The 24,331-nt window shown below is 61.1% G+C and carries 21 protein-coding genes; 12 read left to right on the top strand and 9 right to left on the bottom strand.

Features of this window, described 5'->3' with window-relative positions; translation table 11 throughout:
- Nucleotides 1-40: 40 nt before the first annotated feature.
- From ASD95_RS15380 to ASD95_RS15365, 4 genes are all read right to left on the bottom strand, one after another.
- Nucleotides 41-1,126 (bottom strand): polyamine ABC transporter substrate-binding protein, encoded by a 1,086-nt coding sequence (locus ASD95_RS15380; RefSeq protein WP_056724771.1) that lies wholly within the window; start codon nucleotides 1,124-1,126, stop codon nucleotides 41-43.
- Between the two features lie 74 nt (nucleotides 1,127-1,200).
- The gene (locus tag ASD95_RS15375) at nucleotides 1,201-1,542 is read right to left on the bottom strand and encodes a cupin domain-containing protein (protein WP_056724769.1); all 342 of its coding nucleotides are present in this window, start codon (nucleotides 1,540-1,542) and stop codon (nucleotides 1,201-1,203) included.
- A 28-nt stretch (nucleotides 1,543-1,570) separates the two neighbouring features.
- Nucleotides 1,571-2,977 carry an NAD(P)/FAD-dependent oxidoreductase gene (locus ASD95_RS15370; RefSeq protein WP_056724767.1) on the bottom strand — a complete coding sequence of 469 codons (1,407 nt, stop codon included), beginning with the start codon at nucleotides 2,975-2,977 and terminating at the stop codon, nucleotides 1,571-1,573.
- A gap of 50 nt (nucleotides 2,978-3,027) precedes the next feature.
- Nucleotides 3,028-3,843: a helix-turn-helix domain-containing protein gene (locus tag ASD95_RS15365; RefSeq protein ID WP_056724765.1), complete on the bottom strand. Its 816-nt coding sequence runs from the start codon at nucleotides 3,841-3,843 to the stop codon at nucleotides 3,028-3,030.
- Between the two features lie 265 nt (nucleotides 3,844-4,108).
- On the opposite strand from ASD95_RS15365, the gene ASD95_RS15360 reads away from it, so the two are divergent.
- A complete protein-coding gene (locus tag ASD95_RS15360; RefSeq protein WP_008050083.1) occupies nucleotides 4,109-4,381 on the top strand; it encodes a DUF1652 domain-containing protein in 273 nt (90 codons plus the stop codon).
- Nucleotides 4,382-4,441: 60 nt separating this feature from the next.
- On the opposite strand, the gene ASD95_RS15355 is transcribed toward ASD95_RS15360, so the two are convergent.
- A complete protein-coding gene (locus ASD95_RS15355) occupies nucleotides 4,442-6,916 on the bottom strand; it encodes a UvrD-helicase domain-containing protein (protein ID WP_056724763.1) in 2,475 nt (824 codons plus the stop codon).
- Nucleotides 6,917-7,195: 279 nt separating this feature from the next.
- Here ASD95_RS15355 and ASD95_RS15350 point away from each other — a divergent pair, with 279 nt between their 5' ends.
- Nucleotides 7,196-7,891: a pirin family protein gene (locus tag ASD95_RS15350; RefSeq protein WP_056724761.1), complete on the top strand. Its 696-nt coding sequence runs from the start codon at nucleotides 7,196-7,198 to the stop codon at nucleotides 7,889-7,891.
- 79 nt (nucleotides 7,892-7,970) lie between these two features.
- On the opposite strand, the gene pgm is transcribed toward ASD95_RS15350, so the two are convergent.
- From pgm to ASD95_RS15330, 4 genes are all read right to left on the bottom strand, one after another.
- Entirely contained in the window at nucleotides 7,971-9,617 is a 1,647-nt protein-coding gene (pgm, locus tag ASD95_RS15345; protein WP_056724759.1) for a phosphoglucomutase (alpha-D-glucose-1,6-bisphosphate-dependent), read from the bottom strand.
- A 111-nt stretch (nucleotides 9,618-9,728) separates the two neighbouring features.
- The gene (locus ASD95_RS15340) at nucleotides 9,729-11,129 is read right to left on the bottom strand and encodes an aminotransferase-like domain-containing protein (protein WP_056725106.1); all 1,401 of its coding nucleotides are present in this window, start codon (nucleotides 11,127-11,129) and stop codon (nucleotides 9,729-9,731) included.
- A gap of 40 nt (nucleotides 11,130-11,169) precedes the next feature.
- Nucleotides 11,170-12,660, bottom strand: a complete 1,491-nt coding sequence (locus ASD95_RS15335; RefSeq protein WP_056724757.1) for a hypothetical protein — start codon at nucleotides 12,658-12,660, stop codon at nucleotides 11,170-11,172.
- Between the two features lie 553 nt (nucleotides 12,661-13,213).
- On the bottom strand, nucleotides 13,214-14,236 hold the full coding sequence (locus tag ASD95_RS15330) for a zinc-dependent alcohol dehydrogenase family protein (protein ID WP_056724755.1): 1,023 nt from the start codon (nucleotides 14,234-14,236) through the stop codon (nucleotides 13,214-13,216).
- 270 nt (nucleotides 14,237-14,506) lie between these two features.
- Here ASD95_RS15330 and ASD95_RS15325 point away from each other — a divergent pair, with 270 nt between their 5' ends.
- From ASD95_RS15325 to ASD95_RS15280, 10 genes are all read left to right on the top strand, one after another.
- Nucleotides 14,507-15,421, top strand: a complete 915-nt coding sequence (locus ASD95_RS15325; RefSeq protein WP_056724753.1) for a LysR family transcriptional regulator — start codon at nucleotides 14,507-14,509, stop codon at nucleotides 15,419-15,421.
- 162 nt (nucleotides 15,422-15,583) lie between these two features.
- The gene (locus ASD95_RS15320) at nucleotides 15,584-16,255 is read left to right on the top strand and encodes a GntR family transcriptional regulator (protein WP_236709744.1); all 672 of its coding nucleotides are present in this window, start codon (nucleotides 15,584-15,586) and stop codon (nucleotides 16,253-16,255) included.
- A gap of 114 nt (nucleotides 16,256-16,369) precedes the next feature.
- Nucleotides 16,370-17,302 carry a 4-hydroxyproline epimerase gene (locus ASD95_RS15315; protein ID WP_056724749.1) on the top strand — a complete coding sequence of 311 codons (933 nt, stop codon included), beginning with the start codon at nucleotides 16,370-16,372 and terminating at the stop codon, nucleotides 17,300-17,302.
- Entirely contained in the window at nucleotides 17,299-18,414 is a 1,116-nt protein-coding gene (locus ASD95_RS15310; protein ID WP_056724747.1) for an NAD(P)/FAD-dependent oxidoreductase, read from the top strand. Before ASD95_RS15315 ends, ASD95_RS15310 begins: the two co-directional genes overlap by 4 nt.
- Entirely contained in the window at nucleotides 18,407-18,643 is a 237-nt protein-coding gene (locus ASD95_RS15305) for a 2Fe-2S iron-sulfur cluster-binding protein (RefSeq protein ID WP_056724745.1), read from the top strand. The genes ASD95_RS15310 and ASD95_RS15305 overlap by 8 nt, the downstream gene beginning before the upstream one ends.
- Nucleotides 18,640-19,896: an NAD(P)/FAD-dependent oxidoreductase gene (locus tag ASD95_RS15300; protein WP_056724743.1), complete on the top strand. Its 1,257-nt coding sequence runs from the start codon at nucleotides 18,640-18,642 to the stop codon at nucleotides 19,894-19,896. The genes ASD95_RS15305 and ASD95_RS15300 overlap by 4 nt, the downstream gene beginning before the upstream one ends.
- A gap of 74 nt (nucleotides 19,897-19,970) precedes the next feature.
- Entirely contained in the window at nucleotides 19,971-20,720 is a 750-nt protein-coding gene (locus ASD95_RS15295; RefSeq protein ID WP_056724741.1) for an AraC family transcriptional regulator, read from the top strand.
- A gap of 344 nt (nucleotides 20,721-21,064) precedes the next feature.
- Nucleotides 21,065-21,883, top strand: coding sequence for an ABC transporter substrate-binding protein (locus tag ASD95_RS15290; protein ID WP_046042020.1), 819 nt, complete (start codon nucleotides 21,065-21,067; stop codon nucleotides 21,881-21,883).
- 10 nt (nucleotides 21,884-21,893) lie between these two features.
- Nucleotides 21,894-23,672, top strand: coding sequence for a cis-3-hydroxy-L-proline dehydratase (gene lhpI / locus ASD95_RS15285; RefSeq protein WP_056725104.1), 1,779 nt, complete (start codon nucleotides 21,894-21,896; stop codon nucleotides 23,670-23,672).
- Nucleotides 23,665-24,330, top strand: coding sequence for an amino acid ABC transporter permease (locus ASD95_RS15280; RefSeq protein ID WP_056724739.1), 666 nt, complete (start codon nucleotides 23,665-23,667; stop codon nucleotides 24,328-24,330). Before lhpI ends, ASD95_RS15280 begins: the two co-directional genes overlap by 8 nt.
- Nucleotide 24,331 lies beyond the last annotated feature (1 nt).

The following is a 24,331-nucleotide window of genomic DNA, read 5'->3' as shown; positions in this document are numbered from 1 at the left end:
GTGGCAACGGGACGTCCTGTCCCGAATGCCTGACCAGGTTTCAGCTGCCGGTGCGAATCTTGTTCCACACTCGTGTGCGAATCCGGTCGATATTTAACGGCATGGCTTCCAGGGCAAACAGCTTGCCCATCATTTCCGGACTTGGGTACACCTTGGTGTCGTTCTTGATGGCCGGGTCGATGAGGCTGTCGGCCTGTTCATTGCCATTGGCGTAATGCACATGGTTACTGATGCCGGCCATGACGTCCGGGCGCAGCAGGTAGTTCATGAAGGCGTAACCGGCCTTTTCATCCGGGGCATCGACCGGCATGGCAACCATGTCGAACCAGATCGCGGCGCCCTCCTTGGGAATCGAATAGCCGATGTCGATACCATTCCTGGCTTCCCTGGCGCGGTTCTCCGCCTGCAGGATGTCACCGGAGAAGCCGACCGCGACGCAGATATCGCCATTGGCCAGGTCGCTGGTGTACTTGGACGAGTGGAAGTAGCTGACATACGGCCGCACCTTCATCAGCAGGGCTTCGGCCTTCTTGTAGTCTTCCGGGTTCTTGCTGTGATGGGGCAGCCCGAGGTAGTTCAACGCCGCCGGTAGCAGCTCCGGACCGTTGTCGAGGATGGCCACCCCGCACTTCTGCAACTTCTGCATGTTCTCGGGCTTGAAAATCAGGTCCCAGGAGTCCACCGGGGCGTTGTCCCCCAGCACGGCCTTGACCTTGGCGATGTTGTAACCGATGCCGGTGCTGCCCCACAGGTACGGGAAGCCATGCTCGTTGCCCGGATCGTTGGTCTGCAACGCCTTGAGCAACACAGGGTTGAGGTTCTTCCAGTTCGGCAGCTGACTCTTGTCGAGTTTCTTCAGCGCGCCGCCTTCAATCTGCCGGGCCATGAAGTGGTTGGACGGGAACACCACGTCGTAGCCGGATTTGCCGGTCATCAACTTGCCATCGAGGGTTTCGTTGCTGTCATAGACGTCATAGGTGACGTCGATGCCGGTTTCTTTCTGGAAGTTTTTCGTGGTGTCTGGCGCGATGTAATCCGACCAGTTGTAGATCTTGACGGTTTCGGCGGCCTGGCTGATCGATGCCACGAGCATCAGCGGGGCCAGGGTCAGTGTCTTTCGGATCATGGGTCGATTCCTGTAGTTTTTTTTGTTGGCAGGCAATCAAAGGATCAGCTTTCAAATTTCAAAGAATTGAAAACTCAAAAAATCAGCACGTAGGTCTTGCGCACGGTTTGCTGGATGTCCCAGATGCCCAGGCTGTTGGCCGGCAACATCAGTGCGTCGCCGGCTTCTATGTGCAGGGGCTCGCCGCCGTCCGGGGTGAAGGTGCAGCGGCCCTGGATGAAGTGACAGAATTCCTGGGCGACGATCTGCCGCCGCCAGCGCCCCGGGGTGCACTCCCAGACGCCGGTCTCGACGCCGTCGTCGCGTTCGACGCTGGTGGTCGACGCCACGGCCACGGTGGTGCCCAGGGGCACGGCGACCGGATTGGATTCGTCCAGTTTCAGGGTTGCGGTGTTCTTGAACTGCGTGATGCTCATGGGAATACCTGTCGATGTAGAAGCGCGTTTAGTGCATGAAACCTTCCATGAAACCGGCGACCCCGCTGGCCAGCTTGCGCCGCCAGGGCGCAGTGGCCGGGTTGGCCAGGGTCTGGTCTTCATGGACAAAGCTGCGGATGATCGCGTTGTAGCCGAGCCAGCGGATTGGCTCCGGCTCCCAGGCCCGCAGTGCGTCGAGGCCGCGCTGGGGGATGACCCACGGCTGGCGCACCAGTTCGGTGTCGCGCCCCAGGATCAGGTCAGCCAGCGTGCGGCCCCCCAGGTTGCTGGCGCCAACGCCCTCCCCGCCATAACCGCCAGACAGGGCAATGCCGTTGGCCCGGTCGCAAAGCATGTGCGGCTGGAAATGCCGGGACATGCCCAGGTTGCCGCCCCAGGAATGGGTGATCTGCACGTTCTTCAACTGCGGGAACAGTTCGCCGAACAGGTAGCGCCGCAGCTGTATTTCGTCAGCGGTCAGGTCGAAGTCGTGGCGCAGCTTGCCGGCGAACTGGTAGCCGCCACGGGCGCCAAAAATCAGTCGGTTATCAGCGGTGCGTTGACCGTAGGTGACCTGGCGACTGGCCTCGCTGAACGCCTGGCCGCGACTCAGGCCGATTTCGTCCCAGGTGGCCGCGGGCAATGGCTCGGTCGCGACAATCAGGCTCTGCACCGGCATCTGGTAACGCCCCAATGGCGGCAGCGTCACGGAGTAGCCTTCCACCGCCGGCACCACCCAGCGACTGTGCACCGAAGCTTTCGCCGTGCGCAGGCTGCCGGACTGCCAATGGGTGACCGGGCTGTTTTCGTAGATTCTGACGCCCAGCCGCTCCACCGCCCGGGCCAGCCCCCGTACCAGCCTGGCCGGGTGGATGGTCGCCACGTGCGGCGCGTAGATGCCGCCGTAAGGTTTCGCGACGCGGATCTGTTGCGCCAGTTGCTCCGGGCTCAACCAGCGATAGTGGCTGTCGTTGAGGCCCTGGCGGTGGAGATCGTCCAGGTAATGACGCAGGCTGGCCTCCTGCTCCGGATAGCGTGCGGCGCAATACAGCACCCCGCCTTTACGGTAATCGCAGTCGATCCCCTCTCGTTCGAGGACAATTTCCACTTCATCCGGAATGCTGTGCAGCAAATCGTAGGAGGCACGTCGTTCTTCGGCTGAGAGATTGGCCAGCAGGCGATCCTCCCCCAGCAAATTACCCATCAGCCAGCCACCATTGCGCCCCGACGCGCCGAAACCGGCGGTTTGCGCTTCGACAATGGCGATGTTCAGGTCTGGTTTGTGCTGCTTGAGGTAGTACGCGGTCCAGAGCCCGGTGTAGCCCGCGCCGATGATCGCGACGTCGACATCCAGGTCCCGCTCCAGCGCCGGACGCGCCAACAGCGGCTCGTCGAGCTGGTCCATCCACAAACTGATAGTGCGCCACGCCGGCATGCAAGACTCCGCCACTCAAACTTCGATGGCGTCGATCCTAGTGCGTGGGCTCAGGCGCTGTCTTGCGCGCGTGCACGCAAAGAAATTTGTTTGACGTAAGCCTTGGGTGACTGGCCGGTATGCTGGCGGAAACAGCTGTAGAACGCCGACAGCGAATTGAATCCGGCAGCGAAGGCCAGTTCATCGATGCGCACTGGCGGTGTGGCGGCATCCAGCGCCGCAAGCAAATGTTGCAGGCGTGCCTGGTTGACGTAGCGGTAGAAGCTCTGGCCCAGCACCTGGTTCAACAGGTAGGAAATCTGGTTGCGGCTGTAGCCACACTCCTTCGCCACCCGTTGCAGATCGAGCTCCGGGTCCAGATATGGCTGTTGACCCTGGAAATACTGCTGCAGGTCATCGGCCATGAAGCTCAACTGGCGCGGCGACAGGCCGAGCCGGCTGACCGCCGGGCGATGGTTGCCGGACGTTTTACTGCCGGGTTGTTCATGCACCAATGAAGCATATTCATTGACCCGCCAGATCAGCCCGTCCTTGACGGTGATCGCTTCGCTGGCGCGGAACGACACCAACCCTTCACCGCCGCGCAGGGTGATGCGGTACTGAATGAACGCGGTATTGCCGTCCAGTCGAATGCGGTCGGAATGCTCCAGCGCCTCATCCGGGTCCCGGGGCATGCTGCTGCGTACGTACTCGCGCAATTCAGCCAGGCCCATGAGCTTGTTCTGGAAGAAATCGTTGTACTGGACCTCAGGGTGATAAAGCGCCATGACGCCGTCCAGATCCCGGTGCTTCCAGCGCAAGTGATAGCGCATGACCGTATCGCCCGTGGCCTGGGTTTGCAGCGGGCCATCATCATCGGCGTGCATTGAACATCTCGACGAAAAAACACCGAGCTTGCCCAACTTGCGCTTTGTCTTCAACGACTAACCGATGATGGCAGGCGCCCGCAAATGGCCGACAAGCGTGAGCTGGATCAAAAAAAACGTTGGCAATCGCCAAACGACCTGAAAAATCCACAATATTTTCACAACCGGATGCTACTTTTAAAACCTGTCACTGGTTGAACCAATGAAGGTTCTTCCCTCCTACCATGAGCTAAAGGAAGCGCTCGATAATGAAGGTGGGCAACACATGAATAAAGGGTTCAGCAAAGTCACGTTTCCAAACGCCTGCCAGCTGATGCGCTGGCATTTTCATCCCATGGGTTTCGAGGCGAGCATGGACGCGCCGGGCAGCATGATTGCCCGTCTGTTTGATCGTGCCACTGGCGAGACCATGATCGCCATTGCCGGCATTCCGTGCGCCACCGTCATGAATGCCGCGGATGTAGAGCGAATAATCGAAGCGGTGGAGGATGAACTTGAAGCTTTCGTACCACCACAAGCCCTCAGAAGTTATGCCTGAAGGCTGAACACCCACAAAAAAGCCCACGTCAGGTGGGCTTTTTTGTGGGTGAACAATCGCTCAAGTAGAAGCTTTGCCCTGCCGATGGTCGACAAAGAACGCCTTGCCCTTGCCGATCCGGTCGGAAGCCTTGGGCATGTTCGCGGCCTGGGTGTCTTGTGCGTCAACGTACCAGTAGCAATGGCTGACGGCGCGGGTAATCCCTACATAGGCCAGCCGCAGGATCTCGTCCTTCTGGGCGTTGTCGTAGGGTTCGCTGTCACCTGCCTTGCCCAGGCCCGCCATGCGGTAAACCTGATTCTTGTAAGGCGAGCTGGTCAGGTGCTGGCAATCGCCCAGCAAAAACACCGCATCGGCCTGGAGGCCCTTGGCACTGTGATAGGTCAGTTGCTTGAGCCTGCGAGCCTCATACGGCAAGCTAGAATCAACATTAACTACAGACTGAATATGCTCTTCTATCAATAACTTATCGCTGCTTTTTCGATAAAGCATCAAGATCGAATCGCCCTTTCGGTAATGCTCCATCAGGCGTTGGGCCATGCCTTGGTCATCACGATCGTGGACGTTCACCGGCAGCAACGCCTTGGGTTCGCCGCTGGCCTTGGCTTTCTTCCCGGCAATCGCCGGTGCTGCACGCACGATGTGCTCGGCGGCATCGATGATGTGTTGGTGGCTGCGGTAGTTGTCGCTGAGCATGACCTTGGTGGTGCTCGGCGACGGAAACTCCTTGTTGAACTCCATGAAGTAGCTCGGCGAACTGCCGCGCCACCCGTAGATGGACTGCCAGTCATCGCCCACACACAGCAGCGAGGAGCGCTGGGCGCCGCGCCCGACGTGCATGGCCGGCCCGCGACTGCGGATCTCTGCCAGGCTGGCCCTGATCCAGGAGACGATCTGCGGCGAGACATCCTGGAATTCATCGATCATCAGGTGCGACAGCGGCCGCAGCAGCTCATCGCCGAGCAGCTTGAGGTTCTCCGGCGAATGCTCGCTGAACAGGGCGAACATCCGGTTGTAGGTCATGATCGGCGGCTTCTGATCCAGCAAGTGATCTTCCAGCGCCCGCCAATAAAGGCTCAAGGCTTCGAAGAAGAACCGGTCGGGATCGTCCTTGGCGAAACTCATCTGGCCTACCGCGCTCGGCACATCCAGCCCGAGGTTTTCGATGAACCCGGCGGCGGCGACAAAGCAATCGAGCAGCGGCGCGGAAGCGAGCTCGCCCTTGACCTTGTAATCGAAGCCCGGCCCGGCGCTGGCATCGCCGGCAAGCGAGGCCAGAACACGTCTGGATGATTCGTAACTATCTAGCCATATCAAAGGCTTACGACAGAAAGCTTGAAACAGGGTGCGCTTTACTGCCCACTCTGCGCGCACCGTCAGCTTGGCGTTCGGTCGCGTAACCTGCGGGTTTTCCCGAGGATCGAACCCCAGCACCACCCAGGCATCCAGGGACGGGATGTGGCCGTGGCAATGGAATGTCGAACCGTTGATATCGAACGACTGGCGATTCGGTTCAATGCCCTTGATCGGCCAGGCACCGGCGCGAAACCACAGGTCCTCGATGGCATCGCACAGTTCTTCATCGCGTTTGGCCGCCAGTTCGGTAACCCCCATGCGTTTCTGCACATCGGGGTGATCGCGCTCCAGTTCCTTGAGTTGCAGGGCATGCCGGGACAGTGGCTTGATCAACTCGCGAAAACGCTCATCGACACTGTGCAGGCGGTGATAGCAGGCGTTGAGCTGTTGGCGTTGAGCGTCGTTGATGCGCAGATCGAACGGATTGCTGTCGGCCTCCTCATCGCCCTGTGCGGCCCGCAGGCTGAGGTTCTCGAAAGCCTGCAAACGCTCGAAACCCGCAAGGCTGCGCACCATCGGCAGGATCCGCGAGTGAAAGGTGCGTACCAGATCACGTGCCTCCTTGAAACTGATCGCGCGGCCCCAGAGCGCAAACAGTTCGATCAGCTTGTTGATGAAGTCCTTGCGCGACTCGCGGGTGAAGGTCACCACCGTCATCGAACTCAGTTCAAAGCCCAGGTAGTGGGTCAACAGCAGGATTCGCAGCACCAACGTGGTCGATTTGCCAGCACCGGCACCCGCGATCACCGAGGTGGACGGCGTATCGCTGAAGATCATTTTCCACTGTGCGGCGCTGGGCTGGGCATGGGCCGGCAACAAGCGGGCGACATCGGCCTTCATGGGCTTCTTCAACTCGGCGCTCAACGGCAGGCGCCAATCGTCGAACAACAGGTCATCGACATTCGGCGGTCGGTGTTCAGTGCAGCGCGAGTCGCGGATCAGCAGGACCTGCCGACCCTCTTCCAGCCCTTCGAGCTTGCCTTCCTTGTAGCCGTAATCGACCCCGGCGCTGTGACCGCTGCGAAAACCGTCGGCCTGGCCATGCAGCCACGACGCACGATGCTGCGCGTGCAGGCGGGTCAGACTGTAGCCGAAGAATCGGGCGAGCAATCGCTTGATCAGCGGCATCTCGGCCAGGGGGCGAAGTTCAGGCGGAAGATCTGGGGTGTGTTGCGGCACGCGGACTGACTCCAGGGTGTGAGGCTGTTGGGCGCTATGGTGTCTGCATTTGCCGTCGAGTTCTAGTCAATTGCTTATGTCTCATTGGCTTATGCGATGAAGTGAAAGCTGGATGACAAAATTTCGAGCTCGTTTTATATCAATCCATTCGATGGGAATGCTGCATTTTTTACGCTTTTTATCGATTGTTACCTGTTGGATGATGGCCGTCATCACTCACCGGTCTCGCTTCGTGGCTCAGGCACCTGGCCCCATGACGAACCTTTCCTGGAGACGATCATGCTTGAACTCAGACCCTTCAACTCCCTCGGCGGCGCTCACCACGGCTGGCTGGATGCCCACCATCATTTTTCGTTCGCCGAATACTACGATGCCAAGCGCATGAACTGGGGCAACCTGCGGGTCTGGAACGACGACGTGATCGCCCCGGGCACCGGTTTCCCGCAACACTCGCACCGCGACATGGAAATCATCACCTATGTCCGCGAAGGCGCCATTACCCACCAGGACAACCTTGGCAACAAGGGCCGCACCGAAGCCGGTGACGTCCAGGTCATGAGTGCCGGCACCGGGATCGCCCACAGCGAGTACAACCTGGAAGCGACGCCGACCCGGATTTTCCAGATCTGGATCATCCCGAACGAGTCCGGCCTGGCGCCGTCCTGGGGCGCCAAGCCGTTCCCGAAAGGCGACCGCGAAGGCTTTGTCACCCTGGCCAGCGGCAAGGAAGGCGACGACCAGAGCCTGCGTATTCGCGCCGATGCCCGGCTGGTAGCGGCCAATCTGAAGGCCGGTGAGTCTGCCGAATACCCGCTGGACAAGGGGCGTCGTGCGTACCTGGTGCCGGCTACCGGGATCATTGAAGTCAATGGCTTGCGTGTACAAGCTCGAGACGGTGTAGCGGTTGCCGATGAGCAAGTGCTGCGGGTGACGGCCATCGAGGACAGCGAGATTGTTCTGGTGGATCTGGCCTGATTCGGTAAATGCCGGGCGGCACAAAAAAAGGGGCGGCCGTGAATGGTCGCCCCTTTTTAGTTGCTGCAGGGTTGTGTGTTTATTTCGCGGAAATGGCACCATCGACCAGCGTTTGCGCCTCGGCCACCAGTTGCTTGAGGTGGTCGTCGCTGACAAAACTTTCGGCGTAGATCTTGTAGATGTCTTCCGTGCCCGACGGACGTGCCGCGAACCAACCGTTCTCGGTCATGACCTTGAGGCCGCCAATGGCCTGGTCATTGCCCGGTGCGTGGCTGAGGATGCTCTGGATCGGCTCGCCGGCCAGCTGGGTCGAGGTGACCTGTTGCGGCGAGAGTTTGCTCAACAGCGCCTTCTGCTCCGGATTGGCCTTGGCGTCGACCCGTACCGAGAACGGCTCACCCAGTTCGTCGGTCAAGGCACGGTACGCCCGGCTCGGGTCGCGACCGGTGCGGGCGGTCATCTCGGCGGCCAGCAAGGCCGGAATCAAACCGTCCTTGTCGGTGCTCCAGACGCCGCCGTCCTTGCGCAGGAACGAGGCACCGGCGCTTTCTTCACCGCCGAAACCCAGGGAACCGTCAAACAGACCATCGGCAAACCATTTGAAACCGACCGGCACTTCGTACAGGCGACGACCCAGGCGCTTGGCCACGCGATCGATCAGGCCGCTGCTGACCACCGTTTTACCTACTGCAGCATCGGCGCGCCATTGCGGACGGTTCTGGAACAGGTAGTCGATGGCCACGGCGAGGTAGTTGTTCGGCGCCAGCAAGCCACCGGACGGGGTGACGATGCCATGGCGGTCGTGGTCCGGATCGCAGGCAAACGCCACATCGAAGCGTTCTTTCAGGCCGATCAGGCCTTGCATGGCGTGGCTGGACGATGGGTCCATGCGGATCTGGCCATCCCAGTCGACAGTCATGAAGCGGAAGGTCGGGTCGACCTCTTTGTTCACCACGTCCAGGTCCAGGCGGTAATGCTCGGCAATCGCCGACCAGTAGCGCACCCCTGCTCCACCCAGCGGATCGACACCCAGGCGCAGCTTGGCGTCGCGGATGGCGTCGAAGTCGATCACGTTGATCAGGTCGGCGACATAGGTGTTGAGGTAATCGTGGCGATGGGTGGTGCCGGCCTTCAGTGCCTGCTCGTAGCTGATGCGCTTGACGCCAGCGAGCTTGTTGGCCAGCAGTTCGTTGGCCTTGGCTTCGATCCACTTGGTGATGTGGGTATCGGCCGGGCCACCGTTGGTTGGATTGTACTTATAGCCACCGCTTTGCGGCGGGTTGTGGGACGGCGTGATGACAATGCCGTCGGCCAGGCCGCTGGTGCGTCCGCGGTTGTAGCAGAGAATCGCATGGGAAATGGCCGGTGTCGGCGTGTACTCGTCACCTTCGGCGATCATTACAGTCACGCCATTGGCCGCCAGTACTTCGAGGGCGCTGGCGCCGGCCGGCGTGGACAGCGCGTGGGTGTCGATGCCGACAAACAGCGGGCCGTCGATGCCTTGAGCTTCGCGGTACAGGCAGATCGCCTGACTGATCGCCAGCACGTGCCATTCGTTGAAACTCAAGTCGAACGAGCTGCCCCGGTGCCCGGACGTGCCGAAGGCAACGCGCTGGGTCGAAATCGCGGCATCAGGCTGGCCGGTGTAATAGGCCGTTACCAGTCGCGGGATGTCGACCAACAATTGTGCCGGTGCCGGTTTACCCGCAAAAGGACTGAGTGTCATGCAAAACCTCTGGAATAGAGTGGTTCAGGAGATGGGTCGCAGTTTACTGGCAGTTGGACCGCAAGGCGATGGAATCGATCCAACACAGTGGCGGTTGTTATTTTTTGTCACTCACTCGATCGATTCCAGGCGCAGCGCATCCCCCAGCAGTCCCAGCGCGGCCGCCAGGTTGTGATCGCCACCGAAGGTATGGCTCAGGCGAAAATGCTGTCCGTGCAGACCGTGGAGGCTGAACAGCTCCCCCGGTGCAATGACCACCTGATGCGCCAGCAGACGCTGGAACACACGACGGACATTGACCCGACGCAAAGAGCGCACCCAGACCGTTGCACCACCTTCTGGCTCGACGAAACGCAAGGCATCACCCAAGCGCTCCTGCAACAACTGGGTCAGTTGATTCTTGCGTTCATTGAGCAGCCGCCGCAGCACCAGCAGGTGTTGATCGATGCGACCGCTGCTGTACAAGCGTGCGATGGCTTTCTGGCGAATCGGCGAGAGTCGGAAGGAACGCAGCAGAAAGTGCCGTTGCAGATCAGCGCTCAAATGCCTTGAAAGCAGATAGCCATAGGGCGCTTCCGGCCCGATGATTTTCTCGAACGTGGAAAACACCATCAGCCGTTCAGGGTCCAGCAAGTCTCGAAAGCGCACGCCGCCCAGGTCGAATCCAAGTTCGCCATAACAGTCGTTCTCCAGCACCCAGCTGTCGTACGCGGCCAACAGTCGGGCAATGGTCTGCCTGTTGTCGTCAGGCGCCAGGCTGCCACGGGGCATGTTGAGGGCCGATGACAACAGCACCAGCCTTACCGGCTCGGTATCCAGGAGCATTTTCAACCGTTCCGGGTCCAGGCCACCATCGGCTTGCACAGGCAATTCGATCACCCGCACACAGGCGGCCTGGAACAAACGCAGGATCGTCCAGTCGCACGGCGATTCGACCACCACCGTGGCGTCTTTCAAGCCCAGCACGGCGATCAGGATTTCCAGTACACCGCGCAGGTCAGCGCCGATATAGACATCGTCGGCGTGCCAGTAACGCATGGGAGACGTGGTGTAGCGTGCTGCCAGGGCGGTACGCAATTCGAGTTCGCCGCAGGGTTGCGAAGGCGACTGCGGCTGGCGGGGATACTGGCGCAGCAACTCCCTCTCCAGCAGCAACAAAGGACTGTCGAGCGGTTGCAGCAACGCCGGTTCATCGGCGCTCAGGACCAGCATCCCCGGGCGCCTGGCATTGACGTAGACCGCTTCCAGCAAGTCGCTGCCGCTGTCCTGCAGGTTGATCGAGGACACCGGCAACGCGTAGTAGCCGGACTTGGCCACCGAATAGACGCGCCCTTCTTTCTCCAGCAGCGAATAAGCGTACTGAATGGTCGAAATCGACACATTGAGGCGCTCAGCCAGATGCCGCAGCGACGGCAGGCGGATGCGCGAATCCCCTTCAGACTCGTTGATCAGGCTGACCAGGTATCGATAAACCGCCTGATAGGCGAAATCCGTTTCTCGTGGACCTTTCATCGGCGAAGGCCAGCCACGCTGGCTGAAAATCCGCCCACGCTCAGTGACCCGCTGACCATTCATCCTCCATCGTGATGCCGGCGTCAGGATCGTCCGGCGTATTGTGCGACGCAGCCCTTTGGATGATTGCCCCTGGCGCCCCGCCATCGACTGCGGGCGTCCACTCCATGCGGTAAAGCTGGCCAATCAGGCTCAGGGGTAATCCACTGACATCAATCATCCATTGCATGATCTGTTCGGCGACCGGGTGCCCCTGCATGGCCTTGTGCAACTCGGGCATGGCCACCAGCATGCCCGGATGGCACTGACGCAGAAAAGGCTCGAGCCCCGCGCCTTTATCGATAAAAGGCGAAAACAGCAGGCACACCAGTTGTGCTTCGCTCAGGCCCAGGTTCTTTTGCGCCTCGGCTGCCGCCCGGGCGCGCAGTTCGGTCATTGTCGCCGGATTGCCGAAGACCTCGATGGCCTGCTCGCACAAACGCTCGGGCACGCGCTTGCGGCGCATCATCACCAGGGCGCGTTGCAGGTATTGCGCAATGCCGGATTCGTAATTGCGGCCCTGCACGTAGCACGCTTGCAACCCCCTGACGTGCGCCGAGATCGACGGGCTGACAAACTCGTTGTCGCTGATCTGCGCGGACAGTTCGTCGGGCTGGAAGCCGAGAAATTCAGTCAGCATTGGCCAGCGTTCTTCCAGGTTGCTGACCAGCAAATCGTGAATGTCGATGCAGGCCGTACGGCGACAGGTCTCGAAGCGCTCTTGCGGACGCCACGGGGCCTGGGCGTAATCGGCGTAGAACCCCTGATAACAGTCGCTGCCCAGTTCATCGAGCAATGCAAACAACCCCGCATAACCGGCCTCGCCCGTGTGGGAAAACTGCAGCCCGGCCTTGGTGGCGGCACGTTTCAAACCCTCGATGAATTGCTTCTGCTGACGCGGCGTGTCACTGATGAGCAACGCGTCGACACCTCCGTCCCAGCGGGCGATTTGTCCGTAGAACTCTCCCGTGGCCAGATAACCGTCATCCCACAGGTCGAACCCGCCGCGCCATTCCCGGCGATGGCCGATCAGCAGCAGGTTCAGGCGGCCGGACTCGCGACCGGCGTCGGAGACCGGCGTCAGATGATTGAACGGCAATACCTCCCGATCATCGACCATCAACACCTCGACCCGGGGATCGTCATAGACAAACAATGCGCTGTTGGTCCGGTGCATGTTTTCCACGGCCGCGCAGTTTGCTCCGTTCAACCGTAACGAGGCGATGCGCAACTGGAATGTCGCCGGTGTACGGGTAGCAATGGTCAACTGCGCAGCACGCAACAGCGCCAGCGTGTAACAGTTGTCACGAGCCCCGGACTGGATCGCCAACACCTTGTAATCGCCAATGCGCTCCATGCCCCCGGCCGCTACCGCCAGGCGCTGAATCAACAATTGCAATGCAGTGCGTTCGGCCCGGGAGAAAAAACCCAGTAATCGCTGCAGCACTTGTTGATAGACATAGTTCATCGCTTGGTCATGGATGCTGGTCATCTTTATTTACCTGATACTCGTAAGTTCAATATCGTGCAGACAGCAAATCCCGTTGGACTGTCGGCGCGAATGGAGTCATGGACTTTATTGCCAAATGCTAACACTTGAATTTTCTTGAAATTATTTGAAACGTTCGCAGCGCCCCCTCGTTTTAAAGACAAAGGAAAGACCGGAGTGCCCAGCTGGCAAGGGCTTGCTCGTTTTAAACGGGAGTCCTAGGAAATGTCCGACAAGGTCCCACAGACACTTAATACAAGAAATAAGGAAGAAAGTTTTCGCTGTCTTTTTGGCAACTAAAAAACAACCAACTAATTTGCAGATTTGCACCGATGGCGCACAGTGAAAAGTTCCAGCCTGATACCCAGCCATGACTCATTCCTTGAGATGAAAGTAATCATTCAATTATCAGGGCTTAGTGGCTGATTAGAAGCTACAGATTACGGGCAAAAACCAGTTCAGTTGCTGGACCGGCCTGCGGATCGACGGGTTTCGGGGGGTTGAAACGAAAGAGTCCGTGCGGGCACGGACTCTTGGGAGGACTGTTGGATAAGTGCTACGCCGGTTCGACCTGCAGCGCGACCCGTTCGCGACACGGGCATTCGTCCATGTAGCGGTGTGCTTCGACAAACTCGGCAAACGGGAAGACCCGGGTCTTGAGCGGCAGCAGAACGCGGTCGGCGGTCAGCTGATTGATGTCGCGCAAGGCACGTTGCAGTGCGGCCTGGTCCTGGGTGATGCCCAGTTCCGGCTTGCCCGTGAAGTTGCCAATGCAGTGGACGAAGAACTGAATATTTTTCTGGAACGCTGCGCAGGCCGGGAAAGGCGTCTGGTTGCCACCTTGCAGGCCGTACAGCACCAGGCTGCCGCGAGGTGCCAGCACATCGCCCAGCAACGACATCTGCGGACCGCCCAAACCATCGAACACCACGTCCACGCCGCGGTTATCGGTGATCTTGTTGATCCGCATCAGCAGATCTTCTTCCTCGGTGACGATCACTTTATCGGCACCCAGCGACAGCAGGTATTCACGTTCCTCCGCGGTCTTGGTCGCGGCGATCACTCGAACACCCAAGGCCTTGCCCAGTTGTACGAACGAAGGTCCGGCGCAATGACTGGCGTCGGTCACCAGGGCGAATTGCCCGGGCTTGACCCGTGCCAGATCGGCATAGGCGAAATAGGCAATCAACAACGGCGTGTAGTGCACGCTGGCTTCAATCGGGCTGAGCACATCCGGATAACGGGTGACCGCCGAGCGTGGCAGAACGATCAGCTCACCGTAGACCGGGTAGTCGTTCGGGCTTTGGGCCGGGAAGCTGGCGACCTTGTCACCGACTTCCAGGTCATCGACGCCATCACCGACAGCGGTGACGATACCGGCCATCTCCTGGCCAAGGCCTGAAGGCAGACGGGCATGGGACGGGGCCAGGTTCTGGCGCCAGAGAGTGTCATACCAACTGATGCCGATCGCTTCGACGCGCACCTGCACTTCGCCCGGTGCAGGCAGAGCCGTCGCATGCTCTTCGCATTTGAGCACCTCGGCTGGACCAAACTTGTGAAAACGGATCGTGCGGGACATCGCAAACCTCGCCAAATGAACCTCTAATGCCTTGAACTCTAGCTGGGCTTTCAACCCAACACTATCTGTGGCTATTAATAGTCGACATGCCTGTCATTGATTCCGCAGCGGCGGCAACATCGTCAAATGTCGTAAGAAACCGAAGCAGCCTATGTAGGAAAAACTGAATTACCCGGTGCAGAGTACCAGCCTTTCCCCGTAATATTCCTGCTGGCCATTGTTCTCATATGGCCGCCCACGTCAAGTTTGCTGACTCTGCCAGGACTCCAGATGAATCGTAATGACCTGCGTCGTGTCGACCTGAACCTGTTGATCGTTTTCGAAACGTTGATGCACGAACGCAGCGTGACCCGCGCTGCGGAAAAACTGTTCCTCGGCCAGCCTGCCATCAGTGCGGCGCTCTCGCGCCTGCGCGGGTTGTTCGATGATCCTTTGTTTGTGCGTACCGGCCGCAGCATGGAACCGTCCGCCAGAGCGGTCGAGATCTTCGCCCTGCTCTCGCCGGCACTGGATTCGATTTCCACCGCCGTCAGCCGTGCGGCCGAGTTCGATCCTGCCACAAGTACCGCCGTGTTCCGCATCGGCCTTTCGGACGACGTCGAGTTCGCCTTGCTGCCCATGCTGCTCAAGCGCCTGCGTGCCGAGTCGCCGGGGATCGTGCTGGTGGTGCGTCGGGTCAACTACATCCTGATGCCGGGACTGCTGGCATCCGGCGAGATCTCCATCGGTGTCAGCTACACCACCGACCTGCCGGCCAACGCCAAGCGCAAGGTACTGCGCCGCAGCCAGCCGAAGCTGTTGCGCGCCGACACCGTGCCGGGGCCGTTGAGCCTGGATGATTACTGCGCTCGCCCCCATGCACTGGTGTCATTCGCCGGCGACCTCAGCGGCTTTATTGACGAAGAACTGGAAAAACTCGGGCGCAAACGGCATGTGGTGCTGGCTGTGCCGCAGTTCAACGGGTTGAGCACCCTGCTCGCGGGCACAGATATTGTGGCGACGGTGCCGGACTACACAGCTGAGGCACTGACCGCCGCGGGCGGTGTGCGGGCTGAAGATCCGCCGCTGCCGGTGCGCAGTTTCGAGTTGCACATGGCTTGGCGTGGTTCGCAGGATAATGATCCGGGCGAACGCTGGTTGCGTTCGCGGATTCAGATGTTCTTCGGGGATCCGGACAGCCTCTGAGAAGGCGACGCAGGCCTGAATGAAAACGGGTGCCTTTACAGGCGCCCGTTTTGTTGTCGCGGGTTGCATGACCGACACTGGGTGCATCGACGTCGAACCGGGGAAGATCAGCAAAAGAATTTCGTATACCCTAGCGCTATCTCACTCCAAATGACCGCCGCCGTGAACTTACCCAAACTCAACGCACCCGACCTTGGTAACACGCCTTCGACTTCGGAAATCATCACCCGCCATCTGCGCGATGCGATTGTCGCCGGGCATTTTGCCGAGGATGAGCCGATCCGCCAGGACGACATCGCCCGCCAGTTCAATGTCAGCAAGATCCCGGTGCGCGAAGCCCTCAAGCGGCTGGAGGCCGAAGGGTTGGTGATGTTCCAGCGCAATCGCGGGGCGATGGTCACGCGGGTTTCCGATGCGGAGCTGGCGCAGATGTTCGAAGTGCGGATGCTGCTGGAGGACAAGATTCTGCGCCTGGCCATTCCGAACATGACCGAAGAGACCTTCGCCCGTGCCGAGCGCATCTGTCAGGAGTTTGTCGGCGAGGACGACGTGGGGCGCTGGGCCGAGCTCAACTGGGAGTTGCATTCCTGCCTGTACGAGCCGGCGCAGCGACCGTTTCTGGTGAGTCTGATCCGTTCGGTCAACGACAAGCTGGAACGTTATCTACGCATGCAGATGAGCTTGTCGGCCGGTAAGGAACGGGCCGATCACGAACACCGCGAGATCCTGGCGGCCTGCCGCGCCGGGGATGTGGACCTGGCGGTGAAGCTTCTGGACGAGCACATTGCCGGCGTCTGCACGACCCTGTTCGAGCACCTGCCCCATAGCCACTGACAGCGACGAATGCTGTGCCGATTTCGTCATCGACACAGACTAAATCCATCAAGCCGACACCCCGCCGCACGGGCCACTCTTGCGTTCACTCAACCGAATGGACGTGGCCCTCCCATGAAACGCATCTCAGTGATCGACTCCCACACCGGCGGCGAACCGACCCGCCTGGTGACCGCCGGCTTTCCTGACCTGGGCACTGGCAGCATGGCCGAACGGCGCAAGGTACTGGCCGAACAGCATGACCAATGGCGCGCCGCCTGTGTGCTGGAACCACGGGGCAGTGACGTACTGGTGGGCGCCCTGCTCTGCACGCCGGTGGACCCTGGCGCCTGTGCCGGGGTGATTTTCTTCAACAACACCGGTTATCTGGGCATGTGCGGCCACGGCACCATCGGCCTGGTGGCGTCGTTGGCGCACCTGGGCAAGATCGGCCCCGGTGTGCACAGCATCGAAACGCCTGTGGGCACGGTGCAGGCAACCCTGCACGAAGACCATTCGGTGAGTGTGCGCAACGTGCCGGCCTACCGTTATCGCAAGGCGCTGGCGGTGCAGGTGCCGGGCATCGGCCAAGTGGTCGGTGATATCGCCTGGGGCGGCAACTGGTTTTTCCTGATCGTCGAGCATGGACTGCGGGTGGCCGGCGACAACCTCGAAGCGCTGACCGCTTACACCTTCGCTGTGCAGCAAGCCCTGGAAGCCCAAGGCATTCGCGGTGAAGACGGCGGTTTGATCGATCACGTCGAGTTGTTCGCCGATGACGATCACGCCGACAGCCGCAACTTCGTGCTCTGCCCCGGAAAAGCCTATGACCGTTCGCCCTGCGGCACCGGCACCAGTGCCAAACTGGCATGCCTGGCGGCCGACGACAAGTTGCAACCGGGGCAGATCTGGCGCCAGGCCAGCGTCATCGGCAGCGAGTTCGAGGGGGCCTACGAACTGCAGGGTGAGCGCATCGTGCCGACCATTCGTGGTCGCGCGTTCATCAGTGCCGAGGCGAGCCTGATCATCGAACAGGACGACCCGTTCGCCTGGGGCATTCGTCCATGAACGAGGGCCAGGTGGCCGATGTGATCGTGATCGGCGCCGGCATTATCGGCGCCGCCTGTGCCCAGGCGCTGGCCCGTCGCGGCTTGCAGGTGCTGGTGCTGGACGCCGGCCTGCACGGCGCCACGGCCGCCGGCATGGGCCACTTGCTGGTACTCGACGACAACCCCGCCGAACTGGCCCTGAGTCAATATTCATTGCAGCGCTGGCGCGAACTGGGCGCGGACCTGCCCGACAGCTGTGCCTATCGCTGCAACGGCACGCTGTGGCTGGCGGCGAATGCCGAAGAAATGGCGGTGGCCCACAGCAAATTCCTGAACCTGCAAGCCCAGGGCGTGGCTTGCGAACTGATCGGCGCCAGTGCCCTGCGCCAGCGCGAACCGGAACTGAGCGAAGGACTGGAAGGCGGTTTGCTGATCAATGGCGACGGCATTCTATACGCCCCGGCGACGGCCGGATGGATGCTCGAAACACCGAACATCCGCCAGCGCCGGGCACGGGTCAATGCGGTCGATGGCAACCGCGTCTGCCTCGATGATGGTCACTGGTTGAGTGCCGATGCCGTGGTGTTGGCCAACGGTATCCAAGCCAACGAACTGTGCCCGGAATTGCCCATCGAGCCGAAAAAAGGCCACCTGCTGATCACTGACCGTTACCCCGGCAGCGTCACCCATACGTTGGTGGAACTGGGTTACGTCACCAGTGCCCACAACGCCACGGGGCCGTCGACCGCCTGCAACATCCAGCCGCGCCCCACCGGGCAACTGTTCATCGGCGCCTCGCGGCAATTCGGCACCACCGACCCGCAGGTCGAAGGCTGGATGCTCGCGAAAATGCTCAAGCGTGCCGCCGAGTACATGCCGGGGCTGGCCCGGCTCAATGGCATCCGTGCCTGGACCGGCTTTCGCGCCGCCAGCCCCGACGGCTTGCCGCTGGTGGGCCAACATCCACAATGTCAAGGCTTGTGGCTGGCAGTCGGTCACGAAGGACTGGGCGTTACCACCGCCCCCGGCACCGCCGATCTACTGGTGGCGCAACTGTTCAACGAAACCCCGCCACTGGCCGCACAACCTTATCTGCCCCAGCGTTTTCTCGGAGAACCGGTCTATGCCTGAATTGTTGCTGGACGGCCACGCCCTGAAAGTCGCCGAAGGCACCAGCGTCGCCGCTGCCCTGGCGTTGGCCAGTGACGGCTGCACGCGCACCTCGGTCAGCGGTCAGCGCCGTGCGCCGCTGTGCGGCATGGGCATTTGCCAGGAATGCCGGGTGATCATCGATGGCCGGCGTCGCCTGGCTTGCCAGACCCTGTGCCGTGACGGCATGCAGGTGGAGACTCGCCCATGAATGAATACGCTGATCTGTTGATCATTGGCGCTGGCCCTGCCGGGATGAGCGCCGCCCTTGCCGCTGCCCGCAGCGGCGCCCGCATTGTCATGCTCGACGATAACCCGCTGCCGGGCGGGCAAATCTGGCGCGACGGACCTCAAGCCAACGTGCCCGGTCAGGCCCGGCGCCTGCGCGAGCGTCTGGCGTCGTGCAACAACATCCGCCATCACGCCGGTACCCGGGTGATCGCCAACCCCGGCGCGAAACAACTGCTGGTGGAAGATGACGACCACGGCTGGTTGATCAGCTACGACAAACTGATTCTGTGCACCGGTGCCCGTGAATTGCTGCTGCCCTTCCCCGGCTGGACCCTGCCGGGCGTCACCGGTGCGGGTGGTTTGCAGGCGCTGATCAAGGCCGGTTTGCCGGTGCAGAACGAGCGCGTGGTGATCGCCGGCAGCGGCCCGCTGTTACTGGCCAGTGCCGCCACCGCCAAACAGCATGGCGCGCAAGTGCAACGCATTGCCGAACAAGCCAGCCTTGGCGCCGTCGCCGGTTTCGCCGCGCAACTGCCGCGCTGGCCCGGCAAATGGCTGCAATCGTTCAGCCTGTTCGACCACCATTACCGCACCGCCACCCACATACTGGCGGCGCTCGGCACCGACCGAGTGGAAGGCGTGCGCCTGCAACAACAAGGCAACATCGTCGAACTGGAATGTGATCGGCTGGCCTGTGGATTCGGGTTGATTCCCAATATCCAGTTGGGTCAGGCACTGGGTTGCGCCATCGAAGATCAAGCCATCGCGGTGGATGCCTGGCAGGCCAGCAACCGCGCCGATCATTATGCGGCGGGCGAATGCACAGGGTTCGGCGGCAGTGAACTGGCCTTGGTGGAGGGTGCGATTGCCGGCCACGCTGCGGTCGGCAATCTGCAAGCCGCCAGGCAATTGTGGCCGCGCCGGGCGCGCTGGCAGGGTTTCGCCAAGGCGCTGAACAGCGCGTTCGCCCTCGACCCGCGACTCAAGTCCCTGGCCCGCCCCGACACCCTGGTTTGCCGCTGCGAAGACGTGCCCTACGCGGCATTGACCGGTCACTCTGACTGGCGCGAAGCCAAACTCGCCAGTCGCTGCGGCATGGGCGCCTGCCAGGGCCGGGTGTGTGGCGGCGCAGTGCAGCATTTGTTTGGTTGGCAGCCCTCTGCACCGCGCCCACCCTTCAGCCCGGCGCGGATCGAAACCTTGATGTCCCTGGACGATATCCCGCCAGCGTGATGACCACGCCAGGGCTTTCGGCCACGCTGGCGAGCCTCTATGATCCCGGGGGTCACCCTCAGACCCCCGGCGCCATGTATCCCTCGCTCACTACCTTTAAACCTTGCGATCTGCCGACGCTGCTGAACAGCCTTCAGCCCATCGCGCCGTTGCTCGATACCCTGTCGGACGTGGTGTTTTTCATCAAGGACGGCGAGGCCCGCTACGCCTTCGTCAACCAGACCCTGGCCCGGCGTTGTGGTTTCAAACACAGGGACGAGCTGCTGGGGCGCACCGCCGAAATGGTCTTCCCGGAACGCTTCGGTCCGCTGTACACCGAGCAGGATCGGCGAGTGCTGTCCAGCGGTCGCGAACTGGCCGATCAGCTGGAGTTGCATTTGTATTATGGCAATCAGCCGATCTGGTGCCTGACCCACAAACTCGCCTTGAAGGATGAACAGGGTCGAATCGTCGGCCTGGCCGGTATCTCCCGCGATCTGCAATCGCCGCAGTCGAACCATCCGGCGTTCCAGAAACTCGCCGCCGTGGATGCCCATATCCGTCGCCACTTCGCCCGCTCCATCAGCCTCGCCGAACTGACCGCCATCGCTGGCTACTCCGTGGCGCAATTGGAGCGGCACTGCAAACGGGTGTTCCAGCTCACCCCGCGGCAAATGATTCACAAGGCACGCCTGGAAGAAGGTTCGCGGTTGTTACTGCACACCGGGTTGCCGATCACCGAGATTGCCTTGCGCTGTGGTTACACCGACCACAGTGCCTTCAGCCGGCAGTTTCGGGCGCTGACCAGTTTGTCGCCGAGCCAGTATCGCGATAATCAGCGCTGAAGATCAAAAGATCGCAGGCTGCGCCAGCTCCTACGCCGACCGCGTACACCCGTGATTAAAGGGCGTACACCAATCCCGTAGGAGCTGCCGAAGGCTGCGATCTTTTGACAGCCAGTGTTCCTTAAAGGGGCGCCCGCGCTACCGCTGCTCCCATATGTAACACCTGCCCCCGATACCTTGGCGTCACCACATCTCGGGTTGCACCGCTATAAAACCTCTACGCCAAGGCCTGACAACTAATTCACCCATCGGACTGGAAATAGGCACGTTGATTGCTATTGTTAATATCGTATACGAAATCCCCAATACGATATTTAACAGCACTCCACATCAACGAGGCCTCTATGAAAAACCCCGCATTTGCCGTAGCCCTCAGCGCTGTTCTCAGTACCTCCTTTATCGCCACTGCCCAGGCCGACAAGCTCGACGACATCATCGGTTCGGGCAAGCTGCGCTGCGCCGTGACCCTGGATTTCCCGCCCATGGGCTTTCGCGATGCCAGCAACTCGCCGGCCGGCTTCGATGTGGACTATTGCCGCGACCTGGCGAAGATCCTCGGGGTCGAGGCCGAAGTGGTGGAAACGCCCTTCCCGGATCGCATTCCGGCACTGGTCTCCGGGCGGGCTGACGTGATCGTCGCATCCACCTCCGACACCCTCGAACGCGCCAAGACCGTTGGCCTCACCGTGCCCTACTTTGCCTTCCAGATGGTGGTGCTGACCCGCGACGACACCGGCATCAACGGCTTCGACGACCTCAAGGGCAAAGCAGTGGGCAACACCAGCGGCACCTATGAGGCCATCGCCCTGGAGAAAGACGTAAAGAACTGGGGCTCGGGCAGTTTCCGAGCCTACCAGTCGCAGAGCGATACCCTGCTAGCGGTCGCCCAAGGCCACATCGATGCCACCGTGGTCACCAACACCGTGGCCGCGGCCACCCTCAAGTCGGGCAAATACAAAAACCTGAAAGTCGCCGGTAACGCCCCGTACGTCATCGACTACGTGTCCCTGGGTGCCAAGCGCAGCGAGTTCGGCCTGCTCAACTACCTCAACCTGTTCGTCAACCAACAGGTGCGCACCGGTCGCTACAAGGAGCTGTTCGTTAAATGGGTCGGCACCGAGATCCCGCCGACCAACCTGACCGTGCCTCAGGTCTATTACTGAGATGTCCGGCATGCCTAGGCCAATTTCTCTGACCGGGCGCAGCCTGGTGGCGGGTGCCGCGCAAGGCGCCCTGCTGTTCGCCGATGTCGGCTTGAGTTTCTGGGGCGGAGTCGATCCCTGCACGGGTGAAGTCATCGACCGCCATCACCCGCTCAGCGGCCAACACCTGGCCGGCCGCGTGCTGGCGATTCCCAGTGGTCGCGGCTCGTGCACCGGCAGCAGTGTGTTGATGGAACTGATCAGCAACGGCCATGCACCGGCGGCATTGGTGCTGGCCGAAGCCGACGAAATCCTGACCTTGGGCGTGCTGGTGGCGCAGACCATTTTTGCCCGTTCCCTGCCGGTACTGTGCATCGGTCGGGAGGCCTTCGCCGCCTTGCGCGGCCAGGCCTTCGCCCGGGTCGAAAATACAACGCTGAGCCTGTTCGATCACCTGCCGGGCGACGCCTGGCAGGCGCTCGACGGCCCACTGCCAAACACTGACAGCACCGCCTCGATCCGGCTCACCGAGCACGATCGGGCGCTGCTCGATGGTCGGCATGGCAAGGCCGCGCAAATGGCCATGCAGATCGTCCTGCGCATGGCCGAACTGCAGGGTGCCGAGCACTTGGTGGATGTCACTCAAGCACACATCGACGGCTGCATTTACACGGGACCTGCGAGCCTGCGCTTTGCCGGGCAACTGGTGCAATGGGGAGCAAAAGTGCGAGTGCCCACCACCCTCAATTCAATTTCCGTCGACCAGCGCCGTTGGCGCGAACTGGGGATCGACCCGGCACTGGGTGAACCGGCCAGTGCCTTGGGCGATGCCTATATGGCGATGGGCGCACAGCTCAGTTTCACCTGCGCCCCGTACCTGCTCGACACTGCACCGAAGGCTGGCGAACAAATCGTCTGGGCCGAATCCAACGCAGTGGTCTACGCCAACAGCGTGCTCGGTGCACGCACCCTGAAATACCCGGATTACCTGGACATCTGCATCGCCCTCACCGGTCGCGCGCCGCTGATCGGTTGCCACCTGGACACGCAACGCAAGGCCCGGTTGCAGATCGAGTTGCCTGCCCTCGGTGAACTGGACGATGCCTTCTACCCGCTGCTGGGTTACCACATTGGTGCCCTGGCCGGCAGTCGCGTGCCGCTGGTGCGGGGACTGGAAAAACGCAAGCCGAGCCTGGACGACCTCAAAGCCTTTGGCGCGGCCTTCGCCACCACCTCTGCGGCGCCACTGTTCCACATCGCCGGGGTCACCCCGGAGGCCATTGACCCGGCGCAGGTGCTGGATGCGGACATTTCCATTGCCGTGGAAAAGATCCGCCTGAAGGACCTGCTGTCGAGTTGGCGCGCACTCAACAGTGCTCGCGATAACCGGGTGGATGTGGTGTCGCTGGGTAACCCGCACTTTTCCCTCAGCGAGTTCGCTCACCTGGCGCGACTGTGCCGGGGACGACAAAGACACCCGGATGTGGTGCTTGCCATCACCTGCGGCCGTGCCGTGTTGGAGCAGGCCCGCGAGGCCGGGCACATCGCCGTGATCCAAGGGTTTGGCGCGACCCTGGTCACCGACACCTGCTGGTGCATGCTCGGCGAACCCGTAATCCCCCTGGCGGCCAAAACCCTGATGACCAACTCGGGCAAATACGCCCACTACGCACCGGGCCTGGTCGGCCGCAAGGTGCACTTCGCCAGCCTTGCCGAATGCGTCGACGCGGCCTGCACCGCAACGGCCAGTGGACGTTTGCCGGCCTGGTTACAACCTGCTGCCCTACTGGAGAGCCCTGCGCATGTTTGACTACAGCTTCCAATGGCGCGCCGCCCTGCGCGCCCTGCCGGACATGCTCGGCGGTGCCATCGTCACCTTCGAAACCGCCGCGCTGTCGATGATCTTCGGCGTGCTGATCGCCCTGGCCCTGACGGTGATGCGCGAGGCCAAACACCCATTACTGCGCGGGTTCGGCAACGGTTGGGTATCGATTGCCCGCAACACCCCGTCGCTGTTCCAGATCTACATCCTCTACTTCGGCCTCGGCTCGCTGAACCTGCACGTCAGTTCCTGGTTCGCCCTGCTGGCCGGGATTACCTTCAACAATGCCGGGTATCTGGCGGAGAACTTTCGCGGCGGCCTCAAGGCCGTGCCGAACACGCAGGTGCGTGCGGCGCGTTCCCTGGGCATGAGTGCCTTCCAGGCCTACCGCATGATCATCGTCCCGCAACTGCTGCGGATCGTGTTCTACCCGCTGACCAATCAGATGGTCTGGGCGGTGTTGATGACGTCGCTGGGGGTGATCGTCGGGCTGAACAATGACCTGACCGGCGTGACCCAGGAATACAACGTCAAAACCTTCCGCACCTTCGAGTATTTCGCCATCGCAGCGGTGCTGTATTACTTGATTGCCAAGGCGATCGTCGCGGCAGCCCGGCTGATGGCCTGGCGGTTGTTCCGTTACTGAG

The sequence above is a fragment of the Pseudomonas sp. Root71 genome, assembly GCF_001429045.1.
GTDB classification, from domain to species: Bacteria; Pseudomonadota; Gammaproteobacteria; order Pseudomonadales; family Pseudomonadaceae; genus Aquipseudomonas; species Aquipseudomonas monachiensis.
The sequence above is the reverse complement of the archived record's forward strand: the minus strand, read 5'-3'. Positions and strand labels throughout refer to the sequence as shown.